The following is a 26,185-nucleotide window of genomic DNA, read 5'->3' on the forward strand; positions in this document are numbered from 1 at the left end:
CGATGATCCGGGTGCTGATCGCCGACGACGAGCCGATGATCCGTGCCGGGGTACGCGCCGTCCTCGCCACCGCCGCGGACATCGACGTCGTCGCAGAGGCCGCCGACGGGCACGACGCCGTGGATCTGGTGCGACGCCATCGTCCCGCGGTGGCCGTACTCGACATCCGCATGCCGGGCCTCAACGGCATCGACGCCGCCGCGGAGATCCGCACCGCCGTGCCGGGCACCGGCGTCATCATGCTCACGACCTTCGGCGAGGACGACTACATCCTGAAGGCCCTGGGCGGCGGCGCGGCCGGTTTCCTGATCAAGTCGGGTGAGCCCGAGGAGCTGCTCACCGGAGTCCGTGCGGTGGCCGGGGGCGCCGCCTACCTGTCACCGCAAGTCGCGGCCCGGGTCGTCGCGCACCTCGCCGCCACGGGCGCCGGCACCCTGGCCGGTCGGCGCTCCGCCGCCCGTGACCGGGTCGCCGCCCTCACCCCCCGGGAACGAGACGTACTGGCCCTTCTCGGCGGCGGTCTGTCCAACGGCCAGATCGCCCGGCGCCTGCACGTGGTGGAGGGAACGGTCAAGGCTCACGTGAGTTCCCTCCTGGCGAGGCTGGGCGTCGACAACCGGGCCGCCGCCGCCGTCGTGGCCCACGAGGCCGGGATCATCGCGCCTCAGCCTCCCCAGTCGTGAGGCCGCACCCCGGGCCGCGGGCCAGAACGCGAGGAGCACCGCCGCCACGACGGCGCCGCCGAGCGTCGCACCGGCGAGCACGTCGTGCGGGTAGTGCACCCCGACCAGCACGCGCAGCAGCGCGGCAGCCCCGGCCAACGGCAGTGTGACCACGGCGAGCCGGGGCCGCAGGACGGCGAGACCGACGGCCAGACCGGCGGCCAGGGTGGCGTGGTTGCTCGGGAACGACCAGTCCCCGACGTCCGGGCACTCGGCGACGGCATCGGCCCCCGCGCCGAGCGCACGGCAGGGACGTTCCTCGTCCACCACGAGTTTCAGTGCCTCACTCACCGCGTAGGCGACGACGGTGCCGACGCCGATCAGCACGGCCCCGGTGACCCCTCGGGCGTCCCTGCGGCGCACCGCCGTCCACGCCGCCCACAGCAGCAGCGCTCCGAGGACCACGAGCGTGCCCTCGGTGGCGGCTTCCAGAGCGGACCCTGCCCAGGACGGCGCGTCCGCCACGGCCCCCGTGACCGACCGGTACGCGGACGCCGAAGCCCCGCCGGTGACCTCGATGGGGCCGGCCCGGCCCAGTCCGCCGGGGGACAGCCACGCGATCACTCCTGCTCCCGTGCCCAGGACGGCCGGCACGCCGAGCAACCGGCCGGCCGCGACCTTCTTTCGCGGTTCTCGTCTCATGAACGGAAACGTAGAAGCGCGCCCGTCCGGACGCCCGGGCCGAACGACCACCCCGGACCCTGACCATCGTCGGGGTTGACAACTCGTAGAGGTCAGAGACTCATACGGCTCCGGAGGAGTTCCACACCGTCGCCTTCGAGATCGTCGCAGTAGGCCGCGCGCCCGGTCATGGCCATCACCAGGGCGAGGGTGCGGCCGGACACGAGAGGTCCGGAACCGGTCGCGAACGGGCCGTCGTCCGCCACGAGTCCGAGGCCACCGATGCGTCCCTTGGCAACGACGACGAGGTCGGAGCCCTGGTAGTACTCGGCCACCTCCGTGACGACATCGATCGGGTGGTCGCGGCGGATGCCCAGCGGACGCCGGATGTCTTCTCCGTGCACGATGGTCTCGCCCAGCATGGCGATGGCCGGCAGGGGAGGCTTGGTCGTGCTCGGGACGACGCGCCGGAATCGTTCAAGGGTCTCGCCCGGGGTCGCGCCGAGCTGCTCGGCCAGCCGCATGGCCACCTGCTTGTCGAAGTCGAACCGACACCGGATCACACCCGCCAGCCAGCGCACGGTGTTGAGGCTCGCGCCCGCCGTCAGGTGCGCCAGCACCTCACGCACCGACAAACCGGCGCAGAGCGAGGGCATGGCCCACTGCTCGTCCGTCAGATCTGCGAGAGCGGCCGCCAGCGCCGCCCGCTCGGCGCGGATCGAGGGCCAGACCCCGGTCTCGCGATGGGGGTCTGCCGTCAGTGCCGGATCAGTCATGTGTCCTGGACTCCTGTCAAGGGTTGTCGTCCGTGTGCTCCCGGGCGCGACGAGTGCGCGCCCGGCAGGGGCGTTCCCGAAGGAGACTCCCGCTCCGGAGCAGAATCATCGCCCGTGGGCGATGTCCGGTGTCCGCCTGGCTTGTTAGCCTGCGTGCATGTCAGACCTGGGACCCGTCGCGTGGCCGCCCGTACCGATCACAACCGCCAGACTCGTGCTCCGGGAGCCCGGGGCCGGGGACCGTGCGGCGTTCGTCGAGCTGCTGGCGTCGCCCGAGGTGCATACGTACCTCGGCGGTCCCCGCCCCCGGACGGAACTGGAGCGCGAGCTGCCCGGGACACCCGAGCGGTGGCCCGGGAGCTTCGTCGTCGACCTCGACGGCGAGATGATCGGCCAGATCCTGCTCAGGCGCACACGGGAGCACCACTGCCCCGTTGCGGTGGGGAAGGTCGATCTCGGATACCTGTTCCTGCCGCGGGCGTGGGGACTCGGGTACGCCGCCGAGGGGTGCGCGGCGGCTCTCGACTGGCTCGACCGCGTCCTTCCGGGCGAGCCGGTGGTGCTCACCACGCAGACCGCCAACACCGGCTCGATGCGCCTGGCGGCGAAGCTGGGTTTCACCGAGGTGGAGCGGTTCCGGGCCTGGGACGCCGAGCAGTGGCTGGGCCTGCGGCCCCCGCTCACGCCGTCCGTCTGAGCCGGGCGCCGCCGGGGAAGTTCCGTACTTCACTCGCGGCCGTGCAGCCTTGTGTGAAGCTTTGCCTATGACTGATCCGCGTGAAGAAGTCAGGGCGCGACTGCAGACCGATCGGCCGCACTCCGCCCGGGTCTGGAACTACCTGCTGGGAGGCAAGGACAACTACCCCGTCGACAGCGAGGCCGGCGACGTCATCCTGACGACGTTTCCGGAGTTCGCCGCCGTCGCCCGCCTGCAACGGCGGTTCCTGGCACGCGCGGTACGCTTCCTGGCCGGCGAGGTCGGTGTCCGCCAGTTCCTCGACATCGGCACCGGACTGCCCACCGCGGACAACACGCACGAACTGGCCCAGCGCATCGCGCCCGAGAGCCGCATCGTGTACGTGGACAACGACCCCCTCGTCCTCACGCATGCCCAGGCGCTGCTCACCAGCACGCCGGAGGGTGCCTGCGACTACGTCGACGCCGATGTCAGGGACCCGGAGCGGATCCTGGCCGAAGCCGCCAGAACCCTGGATTTCAGCCGCCCCGTCGCACTGACCACCCTCGGGATCATGGGCCAGATCTCCGACGCCGAGCGTCCCGCCGAGCTGCTGGACACGCTGATGGCGGCGCTGCCCCGGGGGAGTTATCTGGCCCTGAGCGACGGCACCGACAACAACGAGGCGCTGAACAGGGCGGTCGAGGTCTACAACGGGCAGTCGGCCAACACCTACCACCTGCGCTCCCCGCAGGAGATCGCCGCCTTCTTCACCGGACTGGACCTGGTGGACCCCGGGGTCGTCGCCACGGCTTCCTGGCGCCCGGACGCAGGCCGGCCCGAAGAGCCCACGGCCGACGTGTCCGTCTGCGGGGTCGCGGTCAAGAACTGACGCCCCCACCATGCCGCCGGCCGGTACACCTCCCCGGCAGCGGTACGCGACGACCTCCCGGCGCCCGGGGCAGGGGACGGGCAGGGGCAGAGGAAACCCCGAGGACGCCCCGTACGAGGCTGCCGTCCGCGGCGTGCCTCACTCGGACGGCCCCGTGCGTCGGCGCGTTCTCCCGGGCCGCCGAAGCACCGGGCTAGTGTCGACGGGCACGCCGCAGACTGCGGATCACCTTGTGCCCCCGCCCCGTCGCCCCGTCGTCCCGAGGGAGCGTGTTCAGCTTGGCCCGCAACCGTCGTCTGATCCTGAGTACCCCGTCCGAGGTCTGGAGCCTGCTGTCCGACGGACACCGCTACGGGGAGTGGGTGACCGGAACCCAGCAGGTCCTCGCCGCGGACCCGCACTGGCCCCAGGTGGGCGCCCGGTTGCGCGTCCGGGTCGGTGCCGGTCCGCTGGTCCTTGACGACACCTGCGTCGTCCGCATCTGCGAACCCGAGCGCCGCCTGGAACTGGAGGCGAAGGCCGAACCGTTCGGCGCGGCCCGCATCGCCATGAAGCTGGTGCCCTGGGGTGATGCCACGCTCTTCGTGCTCGACTGGCACGCCTTGAGGGGACCAGGCATCCGGATGCACGGACTGCCCGTGGACTACCTGGTCGAGGTCCGCAACGGCATGATGCTCACCAAACTGGCCCGGATCGCGGTCCGGGAGCACGACCGCACGCTTCAGCGGGGCTGAGGGCAGAGGGACGGCGCAGCGGTGAGGAACCCGGTCAGCTGGTCCGCATCACGCGGCGCCGTCCGTTGCGGCGCGGTGGAGCGCGAACGCTCCAGTCCCTCCTTCAGTCCAGCTGTTCGGCCAGTCCGACGATGATGCCGTCAGGTCCGCGGAGATAGCACAGCAGGTAGCTGTCGCCGAACCGGGCGATCTCGCCGACGAGTTCGGCGCCGTGCGGGCGCAGGCGGGCGATGGTGTCCTCGAGGTCGTCGACGGCGAACATGACACGGTGAGTGCCGAGAATGTTGTGCGGCCGGTTGCGCGGCCCGGTGCTGATCACCGCGGGGCTGAGGTACTTCGCCAGCTCGAGTCGGCTGTGACCGTCCGGCGTCCGGACCATCGCGATGTCGCACCGGACCCCGTCGAGTCCGGTGCACTGGTCGGCGAACGGGCCCTCGATCTCCGCCCTGCCCTCCAGCTCCATACCTAGTTCCACGAAGAACGCGACGGCCGCATCCAGGTCCTCGACGACGATGCCGACGTTGTCCATCCGCTGAATCCCCATGCCGGTCTCCTTCTGCCTCAAGCGGCCGGTGCCGGCCACCGATGTCCCTGGGACGGAGCCGACGGCACGATCTCGACATCGTGACGGCGTCACTTGTCCCCGGGCCGCGACAATAGGACACAGGCCAGGACGATCGGGCCTGTGCGGGCCCGTGGCCCGGCAGAGGTTCGCGGCGTGGTGCGGGCCGGGGTCACATGTAGATCGTGGACAGGTAGATCTCGTCCACTCCGGTGATCCCCTTGATCCCGTCCGTGCCGGCCGAGGGGTCGACGTCGAACTCGACGTCGTCGTCGCCCCAGCCGGCCGTCGCGACGTTCGTGATCTTGACACCGGAGGCCGTCTTCCAGCCGACGTCCCACATCACGAGGACGGCGCCGAACGCGGTGCAGTGGAGGTCGCCGTAGGCCCGGGCGGAGCCGTCCTCGTTGACGCACACGGTGATCGTTCCGTAGCCCTTGCTCACCTCCTTGGTCTCGGTGACGCAGCCCGGTGCCGCCGACGCGGTGGCGCCCGGCGCGGTGGCCGCCGAGGCGGCGGGTGCGGCGGCGAGGGACACGCTGCCGAGGAGAACTGCGGACAGCAGGGCAGAGGCGAGCTTCTTCACGGGATGCCTTTCACCGAACACGACAGGGTCACCGTGAAGCTAGCCGCGGGCGTTATCGTCGGAATATCCGGAGCCGCACGCTCCCGATTCCGTCCAGGTCGCGGACCATCGCCGGGACGGCCGTCGCCCCCTGACTCCGCGGCAGCTTCTTGACCCCCGCCTCGAACCTGTGGGCGCAGACCACAGCACTCGGCTTGCGCGAAGAAGCGCTCGAGCCGCATCGGTGTCACGGCTGCGCGCGTCGCTCTGCGGCGTCGAACGCGGGCGCGAGCGGGGCCAGCGCCGTGCGGAGCCGGTCGGGCAGGGAACCGGCGGGCACGACGAGGCCTCCGGTGGCGAAGCTCCCGGCCGTCTCCGCGGTGCCCGCAGGCCGCAGCCAGCCTTCCAGCGCGATGCGTACCGCCGCGGTCACGCTCGCCGCGAGGACGCGGGCTGTGTGGGCTTCGGCGTTTTCCAGGCGTTCGGCGATCACCGCTGTGAGCGGGAGTTCGATGCCGGAAGTGGTGTCGAGGAACGCGTCGCGCAGCGCGGTCCTGGTGGTGATCAGCAGCAGCGCCTGGTGTTCACGCGCGCCGGTGTTCGTGTACTGCTCGACCACTGCTTCGGTGACGGCGTCGGCCAGGCGTACTCCTTCGGGCCGGGCCGCGACCGCCGCGGCGATGCGCGCCTCCCGGTCCGCGGTCACGGCGGAGACGATGGCCTGCTCGCGGCTGGCGAAGTAGTTGTTGTAGGTGCGCGGCGAGACCCCGGCCGCTTCGGCGATGTCCTCGACCCGCACCCGGTCCGGTCCGCGCTCCACGGCCAGGCGCAGAGCCGCTTCGCGCAGCGCCTCGCGCGTGGCCTGCTTCTTCCGCTCCCGCAGTCCGGGCGGTGGTGTCGTCACGGGGTCAGCTTTCCACGCGTGACTGCGCGCCCGCAAACTTGCGCGTGCGTAAATTTGCCCGCACGTAAACTTGCGTGCACGCACTTTCCCTGTCAGTCTCGACCAGCCGAGACGGACAGAGTCAGAGAGGACTGCGGCGCCATGCGAGCAAGAGGAATGACCTACGACACCGGATTCGTCGTGCACGGTCAGACATCCCGCGGGCACTTCGACCCCGCGGTGGTCCGGCGCGAGCTCGCCATCATCCGCGACGACCTGCACTGCAACGCGGTCCAGATCATCGGCGGCGACCCGGACCGCCTGGAGCTGGCCGCCGGTGCCGCCGCCGAACTGGGCCTTGAGGTCTGGTTCTCGCCCTACCCGCTGGAACTGCGTCCCGAGCCGATCCTCACGCTCTTCCGCGACTGCGCCGAGCGAGCGGAACGGCTACGGCAGCAGGGGGCCACCGTCGTGTTCGTCGCAGGGGTCGAGCTGAGCGTGATGAACCGCGGGTTCCTGCCGGGGGACAGCCCCGAGGAGCGGGTCGAGCAGCTGTTGCGCCATCCCGAGCGGCGAGCCGAAGCGATGGGCGAGCTCGGCGCGCGCGTCAACGCGTTCCTCCGCGAGGCCGCGGCCACGGTCCGCGAGCGCTTCCAGGGAAAACTCACCTACGCTGCCATCCAGTTCGAGCAGATCGACTGGACCCCCTTCGACCTGGTGACGTACGAACTGATCCGCTCCGCGGAGGTCGCCGACCGGTTCCGGGACGCGGTGCGCACGCTCGCCCAGGATCCGAAGCCGCTCGCCATCACCGGGTTCGGCACCGCGGCCTACCGCGGCGCGGGAGACCGCGGCGGACGGGTGCTGGAAGTGGTCGAGCACGACCCGGCGACCAGGGCCCCGCTACGGCTGACCGGCGTGTACGAGCGTGACGAGGCCGGCCAGGCCGCATATCTGAGCGAACTGCTGGAGATCTTCGAGACCGAGGGCGTGGACAGCGCGTTCGTGTTCCTGTTCGCCCTGCCCGGCTACCCGCACCGCCCGGACGGCGACCCCAGGGACGACCTGGACCGGGCAGGCCTGGGCATCGTCAAACTCCTCGAAGGACGCCGGGGACAGACCTACCCCGACATGGAATGGGAACCCAAGGCCGCCTTCACGGCCGTCGCGCAGCGGTATCGGCGGTGACCGGCTCCGCGAACGATGTTCACGAGGAGCGACAGCGCACGGCACCAGCCGCAAGAAATCCGTTGTCACACCACCTCCGCAGTCGCATGCTTCGGGTGTGACCACTGCAGACGAGTCTCCCTACGCCACCGTCACCACGCGTGTCACCGTGCGCGACTTGCTGCCTCGGGACGTGCCGTCGTGCACATGGTCCGGTTCGGCCACCCACCTTCGCCACGTTGAGCGAGAGCTGACGCGCGCTGCGGCGGGCGAGGTGGACTACCTGGCCGTCTGCACCCCTGTGGACCTGCCGGTGGCGATCGGCGGCATCGACTATCAGGTCTCCGACGAAGCCGGAACCCTGTGGCAGCTCGCCGTGCTGCCGGCGCTGCAGTCCTGCGGCCTGGGAACGTTGCTCGTCCGCGCGGCCGAAGAACGAATCCGTTACCGCGGGCTCCGCAGGGCCGAACTCGCTGTGGAGGAGGACAACCCCCGGGCCCGCGCCCTGTACGAGCGCCTGGGCTACGTCGCGTACGGCCGCGAACCGGACGCTTGGGACGAGGAAGGACCCGACGGGTCGATCCGTCGCCACGAGACGATGTGCGTCCTCATGCGAAAGAGTCTCTAAAAGGTCCTAACAAAGGCGTCGAACGTGGCGGTGGGTGATTAGGCAGACGGCGAGGCCGAGGAAGGCTTCGTGGATGTCGTCGCGTCGTTCCCAGCGGATGCGTAGGCGGCGGAAGCCGTGGAGCCAGGCGATCGTTCGCTCGACGACGTAGCGAAAGATGCCCAGGCCGGTGCCGTGTGGCTCGCCCCGTCTGGCGATCACGGGACGGATCCCTCGCTGCCAGAGCAGGCGGCGGTACTTGTCGTGGTCGTAGCCGCGGTCGGCCAGCAGCGCGTCGGGGCGTCGGCGGGGTCTGCCGACCCGGCCCGCGACGGCGGGAATCTTGTCGAGCAGCGGCTCGAGTTGGGTGACGTCATTGCGATTACCGCCGGTCAGCGACACCGCGAGCGGGATGCCCTGTCCGTCGACGATGAGGTGGTGCTTGCTGCCCGGCCGTGCGCGGTCGACCGGGCTGGGCCCGCTTTTGGGCCCCTGCGTGCGGCCCGTACGTGGGAGGAGTCGATCACCGCCCGTTCCCAGTCCAGCTGGTTCTTCGACCGCAACTCGTTCAGCAGGAGCTGGTGGAGCTGGTCCCAGACGCCGGCCTCGTTCCAGGCCGCCAGGCGTCGCCAGCAGGTCATGCCCGAGCCGAAGCCGAGTTCCTGCGGCAGGTACTCCCATTGGATGCCGGTGTGCAGGACGAACAGGATCCCGCACAGGGCCTGCCGGTCCGGCACCCGTGGTCTGCCCTCGGCCTTCTTCGGACCCCGCTTCGGCAGCAACGGCTCGACCAGCGACCACAGTTCATCCGACACGATCCACGGCCGCGACTGACGGTTTCCCATGCCCAGACATACGGGCAGAGAGGCCGAGAGTCTCATGATCAGCAGCTTTTGTTAGAGCCAGTAAGTGCCGTCCTCAGCGAAGGGCAGTCCAGGCTGGAAGCCGCTGCTCCCGTCGGGCGCGGTCCAGACCCACCGCAACTCCGGGCCGGGGGGAGGCGGTGGCGGGCCCCGGCCGCGTCACAGCAGCGCAGCGATGCCCTCCCGGTTCTCCGGCAGCCCTGCCGCGCGGAACCACAACCAATTGCCGCCGATGCCGCCCGTCGCCTCGTCGGTGTCCACGAACGCCCGCAGCAGGGCGCGTTGGGCGGAGGTGAGCGAGTGGGTCGGGTCGTAGCCACCGGGAAAGGCTCTGAACAGGATCGGCCCGCGTTCGTTGTCGACGATGCATCTCTGGCCTGCGGCCACCATCGCGATCGCCACCGGTGCCACCTCCTCGAACGATGCGGCCAGGTCGAGCGCGGAACGCAGCACGGTGAACCGGAACCATCCGTCGACCCCGCGCAGCGGCTCGGGGAACCATCCGTCTGTCGTGCGGGGGTCCCGTAGCGCGTCGAGGAGCACGGCGAGGGCGCGGGGCCGGCCGACTCGGACGGGACCGAGCGCGGCGCAGACCCGTACGGCCGGGTCGGAGTCGGCGAGCAGGTCGGAGGTGTCCGTTCCCCAAAGACTCAGCGCCCGCGCCACGGCGGCTCGTTCCCGTCGGCCCGTCAGGGTGCCCAGCCGGGCCCGCAGCAGCGCGGCGGCGCGCGGTATCCGGTCGGCGAGGGCCGGGGCTGAAAGGAGCGGCACCGCGACGCCGAGCGCGGACTCACAGATGTGGGGGTCGGAGGAGGAGAGGAACGGCTCGACGGCGTCGTACAGGGCGGGACGGACGTCCCGGCACGCTTGCAGCGCGGCGAGCTCGTCGGGGCCGCGCTCGTCTCGCCTGCCCTCGTGCCAGGGCTGCCACTCCCAGTTGGCTCGGTCCCGCGCCGGGTCCTCCCCGTAGGCGGCCGACTCGGCCACTCGGCCCAGCCAGTCGAGCAGGGCGGCCTGCAAGCTGCGCGGCGGCCCGTCGTCCCACGGGAAGTGTCCCTCGTGCTCGGCGCGACACAGCGGATGGTCGAGGATCGCGGCGACGAACAGCGCCGCGGGCGCGGTGACCGTGTACAGAGAGCCCTGATGCAGCACGCCCATGTCCAACGCGGCCAACGCCTCGGACCGCACCTCGGCATCCTCGTCCACGAGGGAGCACAGGGAGACCGGTATGTCCTCGCCGGAGCCGTAGGCATGCCGGTGAGAAGCCCAGTCCGTCTCCCGCAGCAGTTCTTGAGCCACTGCCGGCAACCCGCTGAGGATCCGCGTCATGCGGGCACTCTCGCTGTTGGTCATGCAGGCACCCTGCCAGGACCCACCGACAACGCCCCCTCTTCGAAAGCTTGACCTGTGCCGCGGCCGCCGCGTTCCGGCCGCCGCGGCAGGTCCGGCGCAACTGACGTGGGCCGTCGGGGCGTCCATGGAGGTGGCGGGTCCGCCGCGGCCGAGACCGTGCGAGGGGGCGCCGGCCGGACGGCGTGGAGCTGAGGAGGCGTGCCTGACGTGTCGTGGGGATGGGTGATCACGGGTGCGGTCGCGGCGGTGGGGGCCGCGCTTGGCGCGGTGCGGGTGAGGAGAGCGCTGAGCGACCCTTTCGCGCGGGCGGAGAAGGAGCTGGACAAGCGGGACCGGACGCTGCGCGAAGAGCATCCCGATACGGTGGCGCTCCGGCACCAGGCCCACTACCTGAGCGAGACCGGGGACCTGGCCGGCGCCCTGGAAATCTCCGAGCAGCTGCTCGCCGAGCGGGTGCGGGCGCTGGGCCCGGACCACCCTCAGGTCCTCACCACCCGGCACAACCTGGCCAACCTGCGCGGCAGGGCCGGGGACGCGGCCGGTGCCGCCGACGCGTTCGAACGGCTGGCGCTCGACATGGAGCGGGTGCACGGAGCCGACTTCGTCTACACCGTCCAGTCCCGGCGCGCCGCCGTCCGCTGGCGGGAGGAAGCGGACGGCGGCAGCCAGGGCACCGAGTGACGACCGCGGCGCCGCACCCAGGTGCCGGCGAGCCCCGACCCCCCTCACCACGGTCGCGGGAGTCACCGCGCCACAAAAACCACGGCGGTACTTGGCCGTACCGGGACCCCGGGCCGTACCGGACCCCGGGCACCGTCGCAACGCCGCTCCGCATGCCGGCCACTCCGACCCTTCGTCCCGCCTCCTTCGACTTGCCGTGTCCTCTAGCTGTAAGCCCCCCACCGGCGACCCAGGGTGTCGTACATGTACCGCGGCAGGCCCTCGATGGCGGTGGTGCGGAACGGGCGGCCGTCGTCGTCGATGCGCACGGTGCCCGTGCGGCCCTGCGAGGACCAGTCCAGCTCCAGGTACCAGCGGCAGTCGCACGAACTGGCCGAGGCCGTCACCAGCAGGACCTCGGGGTCCTTCGCCGAGACGCGGTAGGGCATGCGCACGGCCGGGATCGGCGTCCCGGAGTCGTTCCCGGCCACCGCGCGGGCGATGGGACGGTCCTTGTCCAGGTCCACGGCGAAGGACCGGGGAGTGATCGAGCCGCCGCAGCCCTGGTCCATGGCGTAGGCGTTGCCCTCGACCGGAGCCGCACGGCCGGTCACACGCACGCGCAGAGCCTCAAGTACGACGGCGGTGTCGCTGCGCCCCTGCACCGACAGCTGCACGAGTGTCTCCTTGCCGTGCACCGCGTTCTGCGTCGCCGCCCAGGGCGCCGCGTCCTGCGGGGCGGGGGGAGGGGGGACCTGGCTCGGTGGTTTGGCGATGACGTAGTCGTGGCCGCAGCCGAGTTTCCAGGCCTGAGAGTTGACGGACCAGGTGAGCGGAAGCCCGGCGGGCTGTTCGCTGTGGGGCGGGGCGGTCGTCGTTCCGTGCGGACGGGAGGTGCCTGGCTGCCGCTGCTTCGGGGCGGCGGGGCCCTTCGACTGCTCGGAGGTCTCGGAGGCGGTGGTGCCGCCGCTCGGGCTGCGTGAGGCGTCCGGACGCTCGGACGCTCCGGCCCTGGCCGTGCCGGACGCCGTCGGGTCGGACACGTGCGCGGGACCGTCGGCGGACGCCCGTTGCCTGTCCGGTAGCGCGGACAGGGCTCCTAGCGTCGCGAGTACGGCACAGACGCAGGCCGTCCCCGCCACGAGCGGTCTACGGCGGTACCAGGGGCGGCGCGGGGGAGGGGGTGAGGGGTCCGTTTCGGGGCGCGGGGCGCTGGGGGCTTCGGGTGGGGCGGCCGGAGCGCCGTCGGCCTCCGGCTCCGTGTCCGATTCGGTGAAGGCGTTCCCCGATGTGTCGGGCCCGTGGGCCGTGTCGTCCACGGTTTCCGACTCGGCGGCGTCGGCCGCGCCCTGCCCCGCTCCCGCGGTGCGCGGCCGGTGGCGGGCTGCCACGGCCAGGAGCCAGCGGCGGTGGAGTTCGAGACGTTGGCCCGGGGTCGCCCCGCACAGGGCGGCGAAGCGCTCCACGGGGGCGAAGTCGAGCGGCACCGTGTCACCGGCGCAGTAGCGGTGCAGCGTCGAGGTGTTCATGCCCAGGCGGCGGGCCAGCGAGCCGTAGCTGCGGTCCGTGTGGTCTTTGAGCTCCCTCAGCAGCGCCGCGAACTCGGCGACCCCGTCGGTGCTGTCGCAGTCGTGCTGTGTCGGCACAGGTCTCCCCGTCCTAGTACGGCCCCTGTCCAGCCCGGGACGGCATCCCAGGCATCCCATGTACCTGCACGTCAGACGGGCTGGGATGGTTCCACCGTGTATGACGGGCCGTCGGCTGTTGCGCCCGCCCCCTGTGTCCGCCGATGCTCTTGTTGCCGCACCGACCAGGCCCCGGGCCGATCAGCAGGCCTCCCCGCGGCACCCACGTCCACGCTTCCATCCACGGGGGAACACCCATGTCCCTGCACCTCCAGGCGAGCGCGCTCCGAGCACTCACCGTCGCCGCGCTCGCGGCCGGCGCGGTCCTGACGGCACCGGCTGCCGGCGCCACTCCGAAGGAAGCCGCGCCCACGTCGGCCGCCGCGCCCACGTCGGCCGCCGCGCCCACGTTCCTGTCGGCGTCCCAGCTGCCGCCGCACCCGACGTCGTCCTGGACCGCCGGTCCGGTCACCGACGGTTTCCCGGACGAACTCGGCCTGTGCCTGAGTACGGAGGGCGTTCCCGGCTACGACTACCGGCACCGCCGGTTCTGGACCGACCTGGACGCCGGCGCCGTGCAGTTGACCGTCGTCGCGGACACGTCCGCCCAGGCCAAGGCGCTGGCGCAGCACTACGACGACCTGATCCGCACCTGCGCCGACCGCATCGAGGAGTCCTCGCCCGACGTCGAGGCAGAGGGCCGCAACTACGGCACACTGCCGGTCGAGGAGGGAGCCCGCGTCCGGGGCCTGCACACCGAGACGTCCTGGGGCGCCACCGACATCGCTCTGCTGTCGGTCGGGCGCGACGGCAGGACCGTCACCGTCGTGAAGTGGGGACAGATGGGCGACTTCCGGGATGCGCCTGTGGCCGCCTTCAAGAAGACCACACGCACGGCCGTCGACAAGCTGTACTGACCGGGCGGCCACCGGAAAGAGCCGGGGCCGTCCTCCCGCCACGGGGGTCGGGAGGACGGCCCCGAATCGGTCGGTTGCCGGGGCGTGCGATGCGCATGCGGACACCGGCAGTTCTACCGGTTCAGCAGAGCCAGTGCTTCCTTCGCGTTGTGCTCGGCGATTTCGTGCATGGCCGTGCGGTGCGGGAAGTCGCCGTCGAGTAGGCGGAGGGGGCCGGCCACCAGTGAGAGGCGCATCGCGAGCATGTAGAGGGCAAGTCGTGCCGGGTCGAGTCCGGGGCGGGACAACGCTCGGTACTGGTCGCCGAGACGAAGTCGCAGGAACACGTGCTCCCACTCGACGTCGAAGTACATCAGGCCCTCGATGTCGATGAGGGCGGGGCGCCCGGTGGCATCGACCAGGACGTGGTCGGGGCAGAGTTCGCCGTGGACCAGTCCGTGCTGTGTGCGCGGAGCCACTCGTGCGGCCAGCTCCAGCGCTGACTGCGCTGCTGGTGCATCACGTTGAGCATTGCGGCCAGCTCGCTCAAGGCATGTGAGGCGTGTGCGGGGTCGGTCTCCAGGAGCGCTTCCAGGGTGCCGCCGGCAATGTCCTCGACGACTGCCACATCCGCCGGGTAGCGGTGCCGGCTGTCGTCAGCGAGAAGTACTCCTGGAACCCGGACTCCGAGACCGTCCCGTCTCCGCTGGGCGGTCAGGAAGGGGACCAGCCCGGAGGCGGGAGCGAATGGGTGGGCCGTGTCGACGGGTTCCGAGGCGGGCCAGAAGTTCTCGGACTCGGCCCAGCTGTAGACGATGACACCCACTGCATGTGTCCCGCCCGTGTGAACTGGCGCATCCGCCGACCCCATCCCCGGCCCGATGCGTTGGCCGGGGTCCGTTCCCCGGGCGTTCGGCCGGTCCCATGGGTCCTGCTGGAAGAGGCCACCGGGCAGCAGTCGCCATGAAATCCGCTCGACCTGGTCACCTCCTAGGAGGGATCTTTAGGCATGGAGTTCCTCTGCTACCACCGAGACCGGCCCGCCTCCCTGTCCCTGCGCTACGAACTGGCAGAAGCGCATTGGTCCTACATGGACCAGTACGCGAAGGAGATGATCGCCCGGGGGCCGACTCTCGCCGACGACGGCGAGACCCTCACCGGAAGCGTGCACATCCTCGACCTGCCCGATCCCGCCGCTGCCCGCACATTCGCCTTCGACGAGCCGAACTACCAGGCCGGCGCCTACCGGGACGTGCTGCTACGACGGTGGCGCAACACGTTGGGGCGCACCATGTGGGAGTTCCCCGGCGGCCGGACCGGCGGGAACCGGTATCTGGTGATCGGACTGGGCGCAGGACAGGCCGCCGACCTCGAAGTGCCGCCGGTCCGGAACGAGCTGATCGCCTACGGACCGCTGCTTTCCGACGACGGCGCCACCTGGGTGGGCACCGCGGCGCTGGTCCGAGCACCTGACCCGGACACGGCACGCGCCATCCTGACCCCGGACCGGTACGCCGACATCGAGGTGCAAAACTGGCAGTTCGGCGGGCGCCCGTCCTAGCGGGCGGACCGCTCACCATCCTCGTTCGTAGAGACGAAAGCACTGAGCCCCGGTTACGACTGCCGTCACCGGGCACTGGCACACCTGGCGCCGTCCTCAGGCACCTGATGAGGCGTCAGCAAGCAAGTCGTGTGCGGCCTCGCGCAGTCCAGGCCCCCGGCAACCCCACAGTGCGACAGCTTCGCCTTCCGGACCAGGCAACATCAGGCTTCGCGTACGAGAAGGCTGTGCGCGGATTCACGGAAGCGGGCGACGAGCGGGTTGGCGTCCGCGAGACGAGTGGCGACCACCACCTGGCAGGGTTCTACTCCCTCGACGGGGATGGTGGCGAGGTCGTCGCGGAGTGTGCAGCGCCGGTCGTCGGCCGGCACGAGGGCGATGGCCCGGCCGTCGGCGACGGCTTCGAGCTTGTCCTCGAAGGTGTCGACGAGCATGGGACCGAGTGGTGCCGGGCTGCCGTCCGGACGCGGGTCGAGCCGCCAGAACCCGGTCCACAGCGCCGCCATACCGGCGCAGGCCACGAGGGGCTCGTCGGTGAAGTCGTCCGGGGTGACCGACTTCTTGCGCGCGAGGCGGTGAAAGGCGGGCACGAGGAGTGCCCGGGGTTCGTCGTAGAGGACGGTCACGTCCAGACCGTCGCTCGGGATCGGCAGCGGAGTGCGCAGGACGAGCGCGTCGACCCGCCCCTCGGGCAGGGCGCGGGCCTCGTCCCAGTCCAGGTGGAGGGTGCGGACGTGGGCGTCGGGGTGACGGCGGCGCAGGTCCCGCACCGCGGGGGTGACGACGAGGTCCTCGACGTATCCGATGGTGACCGTACGCGGCGGCGCGGCGGAGCGTGCGCTGAGCACCGCCTGATGAGCCGTGTGCAGGAGGGTCTGCGCCTGCGGGAGGAAGGCCGCGCCGGCAGCGGTGAGGCGACTGCCCTGAGTCGTGCGTTCCAGCAGGCGCACACCGAGAGCGTCCTCCAGCCGCTGGATCTGGCGGCTCAGGGAGGGCTGGGCAACGCGGAGCGCGGCGGCCGCCCGCGCGAAATTCAGATGCTCGGCGACGACCGCGAAGTACCGCACCAGTCTCAGATCCAGGTCAGGGCCGGGCTTGGACACGATGGAGGGCGGGACTTCGTCGGACATACCGGCAGCCTACCCGTTATGCAGTTTCTGCATGACGGGGTGCAGAACGGGTCTTGGACACCGAATCTGGGCGGTTGTTGACTCGAAGTTGTCCAGCGAGGTCCGACCGCGCGGATGACAGTCGACAACCGTTGCAACAGATGGAGTGTGTTCGAAGTGGGCAAGTACGCAGGCAAGCGTGTGGTGATTACCGGAGGCAGCAGCGGTTTTGGACTGGCCACCGCGCAGCTGCTCGTGGACGAAGGGGCACACGTGCTGATCACCGGGCGGAACCAGAGCACTCTGGACGCCGCCCGCGACCGGCTCGGCGACAGGGGGATCGCGGTCCGCAGCGATGCCGCCTCGCTGGCCGACATCGATGCGCTGGCCGACCGCGTGAAGGCCGAGTTCGGCACGGTCGACGCCCTGTTCGCCAACGCCGGCATCAACGGCTTCGCGCCGTTCGAGGCGACCAGCGAAGCGCTCTACGACCAACTGCTGGCCACCAACGCGAAGGGCCCCTACTTCACGGTGCAGAAGCTCGCTCCGCTACTGGCGGAAGGCAGCGGCGTGGTGCTCACCACATCCGTGGCGAACGTGCTGGGACTTCCGATGCTCAGCGCCTATGCGGCCGGCAAGGCGGCGGTGCGCTCGATGACCCGCAGCCTGGCCCGGGAGCTGCTCACGCGCAAGATCCGCGTCAACGCGGTCAGCCCCGGCCCGATCGACTCCGGAATCCTGGAGAAGTCGATGCCTCAGGAGGCGGCCGAACAGACCAAGACCCAGATGGCGGCCGACAACCCCATGCTGCGCATGGGCACCCCCATCGAAGTCGCCAGGGCGGTGGTGTTCCTCGCATTCGACGCCACCTACACCACCGGCGCCGAACTCGCCGTGGACGGCGGCGGCTCCCAACTCTGACACTCAGCACCGGGGAAGCGAGGAAACGCTCTCCCCCTTCTCCATCCGCCGGGCCCTCGTGCATCGAGGACCCGGCGGAACCGTTCCGAACGACCCACCGCCCCCCGGCACACCGGCTGCTCCGCAGCAACTCGTCGTGGATCGTGTTGTACCGATCAATCCCCTCCTGGCCGGAGCCACACGCAGCCAGCCCTCTTTCCGCAACGGCGGCGAGCCGAGCAGGCGGCGGCGACCGGACAGCATGAGTCAGTCGATGCCTTCGACGATGCGGAAGTCGCGCTCGACGCCGTCGGAGAGGGCGACCAGCGCCGCCTGGTAGGCCGCGCTCTCGTACGCCGCGACGGCCTGCTCGAAGCTGTCGAACTCGACCAGGACGGTGCGCTCGGCGATTCCGGCATCGCGCGCCACGACCTGACCGCCACGGACGAGGGTCCGACCGCCCCCGGCCTTGACGGCCGGACCGGCCAGCTTGTTGTAAGCAGCCAGCTTCGCAGGGTCTGAAATGGTGCGGTAGGAGCTGACCCAGTAGCTCTTGGGCATGGAACCTCCAGTGTTGGGATGAGCGCATCCGGACTTACGGGTTGGTCTCGGACGAGCGTCGGCGGGCGAGAGCGAGGCCGGCCAGCGTCGTGATCGCCATGGCGCCGATGCCGACCAGCGCCGCTGTGGTGTAGGCGCTGTCGTCGGGGAAGACGTGGCCGGGGCCGGTGCCCGCGGCGAGGACCAGGCCGCCGATGGCGCTGCCCAGGGAGTACCCGACGCTGCGGACGACGTAGTTGAAGCTCATGGCGCTCGACGTCTCGCTCTTGGGGGTGACGGCCAGGATGACGCCGGGCATCGCGGCAGAGAAGCCGCCGACGCCGAAGCCGAGTACGCCCATCGCCGCGAACAGTTCGGCCAGGTCCGACCGGGCCGTCGCGAACAGCGCGAACCCGCCGCCGACCACGACGGCGCTGCCGGCCAGGAGCAGGGGGTCGGCGATCCGCGTCCGGACCCGCGGCGTGAGCTTGCCGGCGACGAACCCCAGCACCGAGAACGGGATGAGGACCAGCCCGGCGACGAAGGTCGTCAGTCCGAAGCCGTAACCGGCGCCGTGCGGCGTCTGCGCGTACCGGGTGATGAGCGTGAGCAGGAGGTACATGCCGATCCCGCCGACGAACATGGCGAAGTTCGCCCCGGCGACCGCCGGGTGCCGCACCGCCCGCACATCGACCAGGGGCGTCGTGCTGCGCAGCTCCATGACGGCCCAGACGCAGATCAGCACCACCGCGACGACGGCGAGGCCCGCCGCCACGGCGAGGTGTCGGCTCCACAGATTCCGTTCGCCGGCGAGGAAGAGCACCAGGATCAGCGCGGCGGCCAGGACGACCGCGCCTGCCACGTCCACCTGCGCGGAGCGGCCTTCGGGAGCTTCGGGTATGGAGCGCCACGCGGTCACAAGAGCGGCGGCAGTGACGACCAGGCCGAGACCGTAGGCGGCTCGTACCCCGCCGAGCTCGGCGAGCAGTGCGGCCAGCGGGTAGCCGACACCGGCCCCGATGATCGAGACCACCGAGATCAGGGCGATCACGGCCGCGCTGCGCTGCTCGGGGAGGTGGTCCCGGGCGACGCCCATCATCAGCGCCGTCAGCCCGAGCCCGACGCCCTGGGCGGCCCTGCCGGCCAGCAGCCACGCGAACGGCAGGGGCAGCACGGTGAGCGCGCTGCCGGCGACGACGACCGCCAGCGTGACGAGGATCGTGGCCCGCCGGTGCGGGCCGGCTCCGAGCCGGCCCAGGACCGGCGTGGCGACGGCACCGCTGAGCAGCGAGGCGGTCAGCGTCCACTGCGCGCTGCCGAGCGAGACGTGGAACGAGGTCGCCACGCTGGTGATGAGCGGCGTCCCGAGGGAGGCGACCGCCGCCACGACCAGAGCGATGAACACGAGGGCGGGGACCAGCAGGCGCGCCTCGGAACGCGCCACCGGGAACCCCTGCACCGCGGCCCCGCCGACCGGCTGCCTGGTCACGGCTCCGGCCCTTCGCGGTCCTGGTTCTCGAGCTCTGCCAGATGCTTCAGCGCCGGAAGGGCCGCCGCCAGCGCCTCGATCTCGTCGCCGGTGAGCCCACCGATCAACCGCTCGAACGCGTGGACGCCGGCCCGCTGCCGCGTCCGGACATAGGAGGCGCCGGCTTCGGTCAGGCACACCAGCGTGACCCGCTTGTCGGACGCGTCGCCCCGCCGCTCGACCAGGCCGGACTCCTCCATCACCCGGACCAGGGCGGTCATCGCGGGCTGGGTGACGCCCTCGACCGCGGCCAGATCGGTGATGCGCCGCGGACCGGTCCGGTCCAGGGTGGCCAGGGTGGCGGCGGACGTCAGGCTCATGTCCCGGGGCAGGCGTCTCGCGGCCCTGGTGGCCAGGCCGTAGAGGGCTGCCCCGATGGCGGCGGACGCGCCAGGAGCGGTGTCTTGACGACTCATGCCCAAAGCATAGCAGTCTTATATTCATAGCTTATGTAAATGCTCGACTGGCGCCGGCCCTACGGGCTGTGCTCGCGGGCCGAGGGCAGCATCGGGCAATACGTGGACGAGCCGGTCGCGGTGGCCACGGCGGACGCCGGTGCCGGTCAACCGGTCCCTCGTCCTGGGCGAGGCCGATGTCGTCCACCCGATCCGCGAGTGGGTCACACATGCAGCGTGATGGCCGCGCCCGACCTCCCGGGGCGTCGGGTCAGGGGTGGACGAGAACCTTGAGGGACTGGCGGTCGGCCATGCCCCGGTAGCCCGCCGGGACGCCGCCGAGGTCGGTGGTGGCGTCGAAGACCCGGCCCGGTTCGACGGTGCCCTCGAGAATGGCGGGCATCAACTCCTCGACGTAGGCGCGGGTGGGGGCCGGCCCACCGGCCAGGCGGATGTTTCGGCCGAAGAGGCTGCCGAAGCCGACCGGGGCCTGCTCGTACTGCGGAACACCGACCCGGCTGATCACGCCGCCCGGGCGGACGACGTCGTCTTGCTCGCGATCGTCGTGACTGGGCGGCCTGAGGCGTGCACGTGAGAGGGGCGCCCGTTGGATGTTGAGCCGGCCGTCGGGCCAGACCCGTGTCGTTGCGGTGCGGACCTTCTCACACCGCAGGCCACGGCGGCGCAGCCGCGAGCGGTCGCCGGGACGCGTACCCGCTGATTCCCAAGCCGGCCCCGACCACGGCCAGCAGGATCCCGAGCCCGCCCACGGTCAGCAACACCGGCGGTACGACGAACCCGGCCCGCACCCGCCCGAGCACCCCGGAGGCCGCGACGCTGCCCGACTGCTCGTCGAGGGAGAAGCGTGAGTCGTTCGAGTTCCCCCGGTTGTCACCCAGCAGGAACAGCCGGCCGCTCGGCACCGACACATCGTACGGTGCGGCTCGGGGGGTGAACTCGTCGCGTACGTAGGGTTCGTCGACCGGCTTCCCGTTCACCGTGACCCGTTCCCCGTCGCTCTCCACGTGATCACCGCCCGTCCCGATGACCCGCCGCAGGACAGGGGCGCCCTTGTATCGGCCGGACACACGGATGAGTACGACATCGCCCCGGCGTATCTCGTCCGCGCCGATGTGCTCGACGACCAGGTGCTCGCCCTGGCGGTACGTGGGTTCCATCGACTCGCCTTGGACGGTGACCCCTTGGTGACGCGCGAAGAAGTAGCCGGTGCTTCCCAGCACCAGGACCAGCCCGAGCGGGACCAAGACCCAGCCCGCGACTCTCAGCCGCCCGCCCGCTCCCCGCTGCCGCATGAACGCCCCTCCCTGGAACCGCCCCGGGCGGGCGGACCAGCAGAGGTTAAGCGGTCCCGGACGGAAACGCACCTCCAGCCGCGGCCACACGGGGCGGACCAACGGGGTCTCCGATCGCCGAGGCCCCGGTCGGCGATCCGGAACTGCCTGGCGACTCTCGAAGCCGCCTCGGATAAGGCGGCCACCTTGCGATCCGCTTGCCTGTCCGGCGAGGGTGAGGTTGCGCATCCGGGCGAAGACGTGCTCGACACGGGCCCGGACCTGCTTGTAGGACTTGTTGTGTTCCCCTTTCCACGTCGGCAGTTCGGTCCGGCCGCGCGAGCGGCGGTGTGGGATGACGAGTCCGGTGCCGGAGACCAGCTGTTCCCGGCGTCGTTCCCTTCCTCGAACGTGGCGACGGTCATCACGGCAGTCTCGTTTCGTGATCTTGCCCGGGAGCGCCGCAGGTGAACGGACCGGGCTGCTGCGAAGGGATCCCGGGACAAGGGGATCCCGAGTTATAGTCACAGTGTCGCGAAAAGCGAAGTTCCGCGGGTTCGCCGCGGGACATCGCCCGTACATCGATGCAGATCCTTCTGATCGTTGAGCGTCTCCTTGCCGGGACTGGACATCTCGTCCGCTTCCCGGCAGACCATCGTCGGCCTGTGCCGACGCAACCGAGGAGCGCTGCATGCAGAAGACCATCGCCATCGTCGGAGCGGGGCTGGGCGGACTGACGCTCGCCCGAGTACTGCAAACTCACGGCATCGCCGCGACTGTCTACGAGGCTGAGGCTTCGGCGAGGACCCGTACGCAGGGCGGCCTGCTCGACATCCACGAAGAGACCGGGCAGGTCGCGGTTCGCGCCGCCGGTCTTCACGACGAGTTCCTGAAGCTCGTCCGCCCGGGCGAAGACGCCAAGCGCGTGGTCGACCGCCACGGCACGATCCTGTTCGACGAGCCTGCGGACCCCGGTTCGGCCCGCCCAGAGGTGGACCGGGGCGAGCTGCGGCGCCTGCTCATCGACTCGCTGGCGCCTGGGACGATCAGGTGGGGGCACAAGCTCGCTTCGATACGGCACCGTCCGCAAGGCGGCCACGAACTCACCTTCGTGGACGGTTCCGCCGCGAGCGCCGACCTCGCCGTCGGCGCGGATGGCGCCTGGTCGAAGGTGCGTTCACTGCTCACGCCCGCCAAGCCGCTCTACAGCGGCACCTGCTTCATCGAGATCGCTCTCGGCGCAGGGGGTGCCCAGGACTGTCGGGCAAGCGTGGCTGCGATCGGCAGCGGCACGCTGATGGCGGTCGCGCCGGGCAAAGGCATCATCGCCCACCGTTGCGCCGACGGGCGAGTACGCGGGTACGCAGCGCTGAACAAGCCCGAGGAGTGGGTGAGGTCGATCGACTTCGGTGACCCGTCCACGGGCCTCCGTCGGCTCGCCGACGAATTCGACGGCTGGTCGCCCCTGCTCACCGCCTTCGTGACTGAGAGCGACGCAGAACTGTGGCTCCGGCCCATCTACGCGCTTCCGGTCGGACTCACCTGGGACCGGTCACCCGGCGTGACGCTCGTCGGCGACGCCGCGCATCTCATGTCCCCTTTCGCCGGCGAAGGCGCGAACCTCGCGATGTTCGACGGAGCGGATCTGGCGAACAAGCTGGCGGAGCAGCCCGACATCGAGGGTGCGCTCGCCGCCTACGAAGAGCAGTTGTTCCCACGCAGCAGCGACTCCGCCGGCCGCTCGGCGCAGAACCTGAAGGTGTTCTTCGGCGAGGAGGCGCCGCAGAGCGTAGTCACTCTGTTCGATCGCTTCTGACACCTCGGTTCGCGATCGCGCCACGGACCCTGCGGGCCGGAAGAGCACGTCCACCAGGCGTACCGCGACGGCACGGAGGACCGACTCGGCGCGCTCTGCCTGGCAGCCCGGCCCTCAATGCCGTCGTGCTCTGGACGACACAGCAGATCGACGCCGCCGTCGCCCGGCTCCAGGCCGAGAGCCACGAGATCTGGGGACGAAGACATCGCTCGGCGCTCCCCGCTCAAACAGGGGGAGGAACGCATGGTGCCGCCGCGCGCCGACGTGCCACGGCTTCCCCGGAGACTCCCTCCCTGCATGAATGATCCCGGCCAGCCAGTGTTCGACACGGCGCTCTGCCTCCCGCTCATGGGCGAGGTATGCGGCGCGTACCGGTCTGACAGGCGGTTTGCCGATGAGTTCACCGTCCTCATGCGGTCTACCCAGCGACACAACCGTTCTCGACAGGAGTGCCATGTCCACCATCCAGCCAGTGATCATCACTGCCGACCAGGACGTCCTGCTCGGCTTCTATACGAAATTGTTCGGCGCCGAGGAGATCTTCCGGGTACCGGCGAAAGGCCCGGCCTTCTACCTCGGCTTGCGCATCGGCGACACCGACCTCGGGCTGGTGACCAAGGCGAACCCGGGGACCGGGGCGGCACCGCGGATCCTGCTCAGCATCGGTGTCGACGACGTGGACGAGATGCTCGGCCGGGTGACGGCGCTGGGCGGCTCGGTCCGCAGCGGCCCCAACGACATGCCGTGGGGACAGCGCGTCGCCCATATCCTGGACCCGGACGGCAACCCGGTGAACCTCACCCAGGCGATCCCGGCTCAGTGACGCTGGTCCGGGTGCTTGTGCTGGTCGTGGGCTGACTGTGGTGGAGACCGTTCTCCTGTAATGGCCTCGACGTTCGTCAGTCCCGTTCGGGCCCGCCAGTAGTCCTCGTCGAATAGGAGGGCCGGTAGGCGTCGATTCGGTCGATCGGCAACAGTGTCCCGTCCAGAAGGACGAACGCCTTCATCGACGCCGCCCGGACCGCACGGTAGGCAGTGGTGGTGCCCACGCCGGACCCGGCCGCGAGCTGCACATAGGGGTGATCGTCGCGGGGTGGGCGAGGGCGAGCAGGGCCTGGCGACCTGCGGAAAACCCGTCTACCAGGGAGTTCAACCCTGTGTCGGGCCAACCGGCAAGCTGCCGAAGCAGAATGAAGAAGCTCCTCGGTTACCGGTCTGCCTGCGTCCACCCGGGCCGGCCGAGGGCGAGCGAACCGACGAAATGACGGAGCGGCTTGTTGTCCTCACGAAGGCGCTGTCCGGTGGGGCGGCAGGCGATACTCGTCCTGTGGACTGGTTGGAGCGGGCTCGGGCGGCGGAACAGCTTCAAGAATGGGACGCGGCGATCGCGCTGGTAAGCGCTCACGCCGAGTGCTACTCCGACGATCCGGACATGCACGACAACCATCTGTGGCACATGGATCTGCTGGCCCGAGCGGATCGGATTCCAGAACTTACGGAGCGCGCACTCACGGATAGTCACGCACGTCGAAGACTGAACAGGTCGCTTCGAGAACGCGGTATGGAGGCGGCGCTGCGTGTCCGAGCCGGAGACGGGGACCGCGGCGCCCTGTACGTCCTTGTGCGACTGATGTGCGAGACGGGTCGGGTCCAGGAAGCCCAGAAGGCAGTCCAAGACATCGGCCCGGACGACCAGTACGCACACGAGATTGTGGCCAGGGGTTACCGGCCATAGGTGTCCGGCTAACGCGCTGTGTTCGCCGTCTTGGGCAGCGACACCGTGCCCAGCCGGCGGATCTTGCCGGCCCGGTGCGCCTCCAACACAAGCACCGGCTGGACCGGCGGGAAGGGCTGATGTTGAAGAGAGCCCTGGTGATCCAGGTCCGCTCAGCGTGCAGGCAATCCGGCAGCAGGGCCGAGCACCCCGGCTCTCACTGGCCCGATCACGGGACGCGCCCGATCACGGCCACGGCGCCTTCCCCGAATAGTCAGCCGTCGGGGGTGGGCCGGACGAGGCCGCTCTGGATTCTTCCAGTGCCGCATCAGGCAACGCTCGCCCGGTCTCCACCATCTGGCACGTGTGTGTCTGTGGTCAGGCGGTCCGTGATTTCCTCGGCGGTCAGGACGAGCGCGAATCCCTTGCGCAGGACGGCGAGTTCTGGTTCCTGCCGCGACTCGTCGTCGGTGGCCGTGACGTCGGATCCGACGACGACCTTGTAGCCGCGTTCATATGCCTGTCGGGCGGTGGTGCCGCAGCAGTAGTTGGTGAGCGTTCCCGTGACGACGACCGTGTCGCGGCCGAGGTTGCGCAGCATCGTGTCGAGCGGAGTGTCGTAGAACGCACCGTAGGACGGCTTGCGGATCAGGGCCTCGTCCGGGCGGTGGCCCATCGGGGCCCAGACCTCGGCGGGGCCGGGGCGACGCCAGTCGGTGCCGGCGTGCGGGAGGTGGCGCAGGGCGTGCGGCCGGTCCAGGCCGAGATGCGTGTCGTCGAAAATGGTCCAGATCACCGGGACGGAGGCGTCCCGGCATGCCCCGACCAACTGCCGCAGCCGGGGCGCCATCCGCGTCGCCCCGGGCACCCAGTAGGGGCTCCAACCGGGCCGGACGAATTCATCCTGCATGTCAATGACCAGCAGTGCCGTCCGCTCGGGTTTGACATCGAACGATGCCCGGCCGTGCTCGTAGGCAGCCCGTGCCCGCGCGGTCACCCATTCCTCGGTATACGTCATCCCTGCCTCCTGCATCGATTCGAGGTACCTCGCTTCGATGTGCGAGGGTAGCAGCATGCTCGAACTCGCGATCCTGGGATTCCTGGCCGAAGGCCCGCTGCACGGCTACCAACTGCGCCACCGGATAGCGCAGTTGTCCGGCCATGCACGGCCCGTCAGTGACGGCAGCCTCTACCCGGCGATCACCCGGCTGGTCAACGCCGGGCTGCTGGAGCGACGTGCCGAACCGGGCGCCTCGGCCGCCCAGCGGCACACGCTGAGCCTGACCCGCACCGGCCGCTGCGACCTACTGCGACGGCTGCGGGATGCCGACGGCCTGGATATCAGCGACGGCACCCGGTATTTCACGGTCCTGGCCTTTCTCTCTCAGCTTCCCGACGCCGCGGACCAGCACGCGGTACTGCGCCGCCGACTGCAATTCCTGGAACAACCGGCTAGCTTCTTCCACGACGGTGACCGCCTGTTGGGCGTCGAGGACACCGATGACCCCTACCGCCGCGGCATGCTCACCATCGCCCGCGCCACCAGCCGCGCAGAACGTTCCTGGCTGAGGGAAGTGCTGGACTGACGATGCGCCGACGGGTCCCTCGCCCGTTCTCGGTTGGCGCCCCTGACCGTCGCAGACGAGGTGGATCTTCGTGGTCGGTCCGCCGCGGGACTGGCCGATCGCCTCGCCCGGCCAGACGCGCCCTCAGCCGGGCGTCGGTTGC

Annotated in this window: 27 protein-coding genes and 7 pseudogenes; 15 read left to right on the forward strand and 19 right to left on the reverse strand. The window is 70.5% G+C overall.

Annotation, left to right across the window (positions count from 1 at the left end):
- Positions 1–2 precede the first annotated feature (2 nt).
- Positions 3–683 (forward strand): response regulator, encoded by a 681-nt coding sequence (locus ACFYZ3_RS22205; protein WP_388520368.1) that lies wholly within the window; start codon positions 3–5, stop codon positions 681–683.
- A 33-nt stretch (positions 684–716) separates the two neighbouring features.
- Here ACFYZ3_RS22205 and ACFYZ3_RS22210 read toward each other — a convergent pair.
- Both ACFYZ3_RS22210 and ACFYZ3_RS22215 read right to left on the reverse strand, forming a co-directional pair.
- A pseudogene (locus tag ACFYZ3_RS22210) lies at positions 717–1,364 on the reverse strand (phosphatase PAP2 family protein); the annotation flags it as partial.
- Between the two features lie 92 nt (positions 1,365–1,456).
- Complete coding sequence (locus ACFYZ3_RS22215; protein ID WP_388520371.1) at positions 1,457–2,119, reverse strand: maleylpyruvate isomerase family mycothiol-dependent enzyme; 663 nt, start codon at positions 2,117–2,119, stop codon at positions 1,457–1,459.
- 157 nt (positions 2,120–2,276) lie between these two features.
- Here ACFYZ3_RS22215 and ACFYZ3_RS22220 point away from each other — a divergent pair, with 157 nt between their 5' ends.
- From ACFYZ3_RS22220 to ACFYZ3_RS22230, 3 genes are all read left to right on the forward strand, one after another.
- Positions 2,277–2,816: a GNAT family N-acetyltransferase gene (locus tag ACFYZ3_RS22220; protein WP_388520374.1), complete on the forward strand. Its 540-nt coding sequence runs from the start codon at positions 2,277–2,279 to the stop codon at positions 2,814–2,816.
- Positions 2,817–2,883: 67 nt separating this feature from the next.
- Complete coding sequence (locus ACFYZ3_RS22225) at positions 2,884–3,687, forward strand: SAM-dependent methyltransferase (protein WP_388520377.1); 804 nt, start codon at positions 2,884–2,886, stop codon at positions 3,685–3,687.
- A gap of 278 nt (positions 3,688–3,965) precedes the next feature.
- On the forward strand, positions 3,966–4,421 hold the full coding sequence (locus ACFYZ3_RS22230; protein WP_388520380.1) for an SRPBCC family protein: 456 nt from the start codon (positions 3,966–3,968) through the stop codon (positions 4,419–4,421).
- Positions 4,422–4,524: 103 nt separating this feature from the next.
- Here the strand turns inward: ACFYZ3_RS22230 and ACFYZ3_RS22235 are convergent, their stop codons facing one another.
- The 3 genes from ACFYZ3_RS22235 to ACFYZ3_RS22245 all read right to left on the reverse strand — a co-directional run bounded on the left by ACFYZ3_RS22235 (position 4,525) and on the right by ACFYZ3_RS22245 (position 6,452).
- Positions 4,525–4,965, reverse strand: a complete 441-nt coding sequence (locus tag ACFYZ3_RS22235) for a VOC family protein (protein ID WP_388520383.1) — start codon at positions 4,963–4,965, stop codon at positions 4,525–4,527.
- A 190-nt stretch (positions 4,966–5,155) separates the two neighbouring features.
- On the reverse strand, positions 5,156–5,569 hold the full coding sequence (locus tag ACFYZ3_RS22240) for a hypothetical protein (RefSeq protein WP_388520386.1): 414 nt from the start codon (positions 5,567–5,569) through the stop codon (positions 5,156–5,158).
- 226 nt (positions 5,570–5,795) lie between these two features.
- Positions 5,796–6,452, reverse strand: a complete 657-nt coding sequence (locus ACFYZ3_RS22245) for a TetR/AcrR family transcriptional regulator (protein ID WP_388520389.1) — start codon at positions 6,450–6,452, stop codon at positions 5,796–5,798.
- A gap of 156 nt (positions 6,453–6,608) precedes the next feature.
- Between ACFYZ3_RS22245 and ACFYZ3_RS22250 the strand changes: the two genes are divergently transcribed.
- Positions 6,609–7,619: a hypothetical protein gene (locus tag ACFYZ3_RS22250; RefSeq protein ID WP_388520587.1), complete on the forward strand. Its 1,011-nt coding sequence runs from the start codon at positions 6,609–6,611 to the stop codon at positions 7,617–7,619.
- A 97-nt stretch (positions 7,620–7,716) separates the two neighbouring features.
- Entirely contained in the window at positions 7,717–8,226 is a 510-nt protein-coding gene (locus tag ACFYZ3_RS22255) for a GNAT family N-acetyltransferase (protein WP_388520391.1), read from the forward strand.
- Positions 8,227–8,232: 6 nt separating this feature from the next.
- Here the strand turns inward: ACFYZ3_RS22255 and ACFYZ3_RS22260 are convergent.
- Positions 8,233–9,086, reverse strand: a pseudogene (locus ACFYZ3_RS22260) (IS5 family transposase).
- A gap of 141 nt (positions 9,087–9,227) precedes the next feature.
- Positions 9,228–10,421 (reverse strand): hypothetical protein, encoded by a 1,194-nt coding sequence (locus ACFYZ3_RS22265; protein ID WP_388520393.1) that lies wholly within the window; start codon positions 10,419–10,421, stop codon positions 9,228–9,230.
- 198 nt (positions 10,422–10,619) lie between these two features.
- Between ACFYZ3_RS22265 and ACFYZ3_RS22270 the strand changes: the two genes are divergently transcribed.
- Entirely contained in the window at positions 10,620–11,102 is a 483-nt protein-coding gene (locus tag ACFYZ3_RS22270) for a tetratricopeptide repeat protein (RefSeq protein WP_388520396.1), read from the forward strand.
- A gap of 203 nt (positions 11,103–11,305) precedes the next feature.
- On the opposite strand, the gene ACFYZ3_RS22275 is transcribed toward ACFYZ3_RS22270, so the two are convergent.
- Entirely contained in the window at positions 11,306–12,787 is a 1,482-nt protein-coding gene (locus ACFYZ3_RS22275; protein WP_388520399.1) for a helix-turn-helix domain-containing protein, read from the reverse strand.
- Between the two features lie 176 nt (positions 12,788–12,963).
- On the opposite strand from ACFYZ3_RS22275, the gene ACFYZ3_RS22280 reads away from it, so the two are divergent.
- Positions 12,964–13,623: a hypothetical protein gene (locus ACFYZ3_RS22280; protein WP_388520403.1), complete on the forward strand. Its 660-nt coding sequence runs from the start codon at positions 12,964–12,966 to the stop codon at positions 13,621–13,623.
- Between the two features lie 113 nt (positions 13,624–13,736).
- On the opposite strand, the pseudogene ACFYZ3_RS22285 reads toward ACFYZ3_RS22280, so the two are convergent.
- A pseudogene (locus ACFYZ3_RS22285) lies at positions 13,737–14,120 on the reverse strand (phosphotransferase); the annotation flags it as partial.
- Between the two features lie 491 nt (positions 14,121–14,611).
- Here ACFYZ3_RS22285 and ACFYZ3_RS22290 point away from each other — a divergent pair.
- A complete protein-coding gene (locus ACFYZ3_RS22290) occupies positions 14,612–15,163 on the forward strand; it encodes a YciI family protein (protein ID WP_388520406.1) in 552 nt (183 codons plus the stop codon).
- 203 nt (positions 15,164–15,366) lie between these two features.
- On the opposite strand, the gene ACFYZ3_RS22295 is transcribed toward ACFYZ3_RS22290, so the two are convergent.
- A complete protein-coding gene (locus ACFYZ3_RS22295) occupies positions 15,367–16,293 on the reverse strand; it encodes a LysR family transcriptional regulator (RefSeq protein ID WP_388520409.1) in 927 nt (308 codons plus the stop codon).
- 156 nt (positions 16,294–16,449) lie between these two features.
- Here ACFYZ3_RS22295 and ACFYZ3_RS22300 point away from each other — a divergent pair, with 156 nt between their 5' ends.
- Positions 16,450–17,193: an SDR family oxidoreductase gene (locus ACFYZ3_RS22300; RefSeq protein ID WP_388520412.1), complete on the forward strand. Its 744-nt coding sequence runs from the start codon at positions 16,450–16,452 to the stop codon at positions 17,191–17,193.
- Between the two features lie 246 nt (positions 17,194–17,439).
- On the opposite strand, the gene ACFYZ3_RS22305 is transcribed toward ACFYZ3_RS22300, so the two are convergent.
- From ACFYZ3_RS22305 to ACFYZ3_RS22330, 6 genes and pseudogenes are all read right to left on the reverse strand, one after another.
- Positions 17,440–17,733 (reverse strand): DUF1330 domain-containing protein, encoded by a 294-nt coding sequence (locus ACFYZ3_RS22305; protein ID WP_388520415.1) that lies wholly within the window; start codon positions 17,731–17,733, stop codon positions 17,440–17,442.
- Between the two features lie 34 nt (positions 17,734–17,767).
- Positions 17,768–19,201 (reverse strand): MFS transporter, encoded by a 1,434-nt coding sequence (locus tag ACFYZ3_RS22310; RefSeq protein ID WP_388520418.1) that lies wholly within the window; start codon positions 19,199–19,201, stop codon positions 17,768–17,770.
- On the reverse strand, positions 19,198–19,656 hold the full coding sequence (locus ACFYZ3_RS22315; RefSeq protein ID WP_388520421.1) for a MarR family winged helix-turn-helix transcriptional regulator: 459 nt from the start codon (positions 19,654–19,656) through the stop codon (positions 19,198–19,200). The genes ACFYZ3_RS22310 and ACFYZ3_RS22315 overlap by 4 nt, the downstream gene beginning before the upstream one ends.
- Before the next feature lie 250 nt (positions 19,657–19,906).
- A complete protein-coding gene (locus ACFYZ3_RS22320) occupies positions 19,907–20,161 on the reverse strand; it encodes a hypothetical protein (protein WP_388520423.1) in 255 nt (84 codons plus the stop codon).
- A 136-nt stretch (positions 20,162–20,297) separates the two neighbouring features.
- Positions 20,298–20,948, reverse strand: a complete 651-nt coding sequence (gene lepB / locus ACFYZ3_RS22325; protein WP_388520589.1) for a signal peptidase I — start codon at positions 20,946–20,948, stop codon at positions 20,298–20,300.
- Between the two features lie 222 nt (positions 20,949–21,170).
- A pseudogene (locus ACFYZ3_RS22330) lies at positions 21,171–21,299 on the reverse strand (IS5/IS1182 family transposase); the annotation flags it as partial.
- A 319-nt stretch (positions 21,300–21,618) separates the two neighbouring features.
- Between ACFYZ3_RS22330 and ACFYZ3_RS22335 the strand changes: the two are divergent.
- The 3 genes and pseudogenes from ACFYZ3_RS22335 (at position 21,619) to ACFYZ3_RS22345 (ending at position 23,566) form a co-directional block, all read left to right on the forward strand.
- Positions 21,619–22,743: an FAD-dependent oxidoreductase gene (locus ACFYZ3_RS22335; protein WP_388520426.1), complete on the forward strand. Its 1,125-nt coding sequence runs from the start codon at positions 21,619–21,621 to the stop codon at positions 22,741–22,743.
- Between the two features lie 48 nt (positions 22,744–22,791).
- Positions 22,792–22,971 (forward strand): annotated as a pseudogene (locus ACFYZ3_RS22340) (Tn3 family transposase); the annotation flags it as partial.
- Positions 22,972–23,197: 226 nt separating this feature from the next.
- Positions 23,198–23,566, forward strand: a complete 369-nt coding sequence (locus tag ACFYZ3_RS22345) for a VOC family protein (RefSeq protein ID WP_388520429.1) — start codon at positions 23,198–23,200, stop codon at positions 23,564–23,566.
- A gap of 109 nt (positions 23,567–23,675) precedes the next feature.
- Here the strand turns inward: ACFYZ3_RS22345 and ACFYZ3_RS22350 are convergent.
- Positions 23,676–23,872 (reverse strand): annotated as a pseudogene (locus ACFYZ3_RS22350) (IS5/IS1182 family transposase); the annotation flags it as partial.
- On the opposite strand from ACFYZ3_RS22350, the gene ACFYZ3_RS22355 reads away from it, so the two are divergent.
- The gene (locus ACFYZ3_RS22355; RefSeq protein WP_388520602.1) at positions 23,837–24,478 is read left to right on the forward strand and encodes a hypothetical protein; all 642 of its coding nucleotides are present in this window, start codon (positions 23,837–23,839) and stop codon (positions 24,476–24,478) included. The pseudogene ACFYZ3_RS22350 and the gene ACFYZ3_RS22355 sit on opposite strands and share 36 nt — an antisense overlap.
- A gap of 307 nt (positions 24,479–24,785) precedes the next feature.
- On the opposite strand, the gene ACFYZ3_RS22360 is transcribed toward ACFYZ3_RS22355, so the two are convergent.
- On the reverse strand, positions 24,786–25,475 hold the full coding sequence (locus tag ACFYZ3_RS22360) for a cysteine hydrolase family protein (RefSeq protein ID WP_388520432.1): 690 nt from the start codon (positions 25,473–25,475) through the stop codon (positions 24,786–24,788).
- A gap of 55 nt (positions 25,476–25,530) precedes the next feature.
- On the opposite strand from ACFYZ3_RS22360, the gene ACFYZ3_RS22365 reads away from it, so the two are divergent.
- Positions 25,531–26,043, forward strand: a complete 513-nt coding sequence (locus tag ACFYZ3_RS22365; RefSeq protein WP_388520435.1) for a PadR family transcriptional regulator — start codon at positions 25,531–25,533, stop codon at positions 26,041–26,043.
- A gap of 36 nt (positions 26,044–26,079) precedes the next feature.
- Here the strand turns inward: ACFYZ3_RS22365 and ACFYZ3_RS22370 are convergent.
- A pseudogene (locus ACFYZ3_RS22370) lies at positions 26,080–26,166 on the reverse strand (IS5/IS1182 family transposase); the annotation flags it as partial.
- Positions 26,167–26,185: the final 19 nt, after the last annotated feature.

It is taken from the genome of Streptomyces sp. NPDC001599 (assembly GCF_042893535.1).
GTDB lineage: Bacteria > Actinomycetota > Actinomycetes > Streptomycetales > Streptomycetaceae > Streptomyces.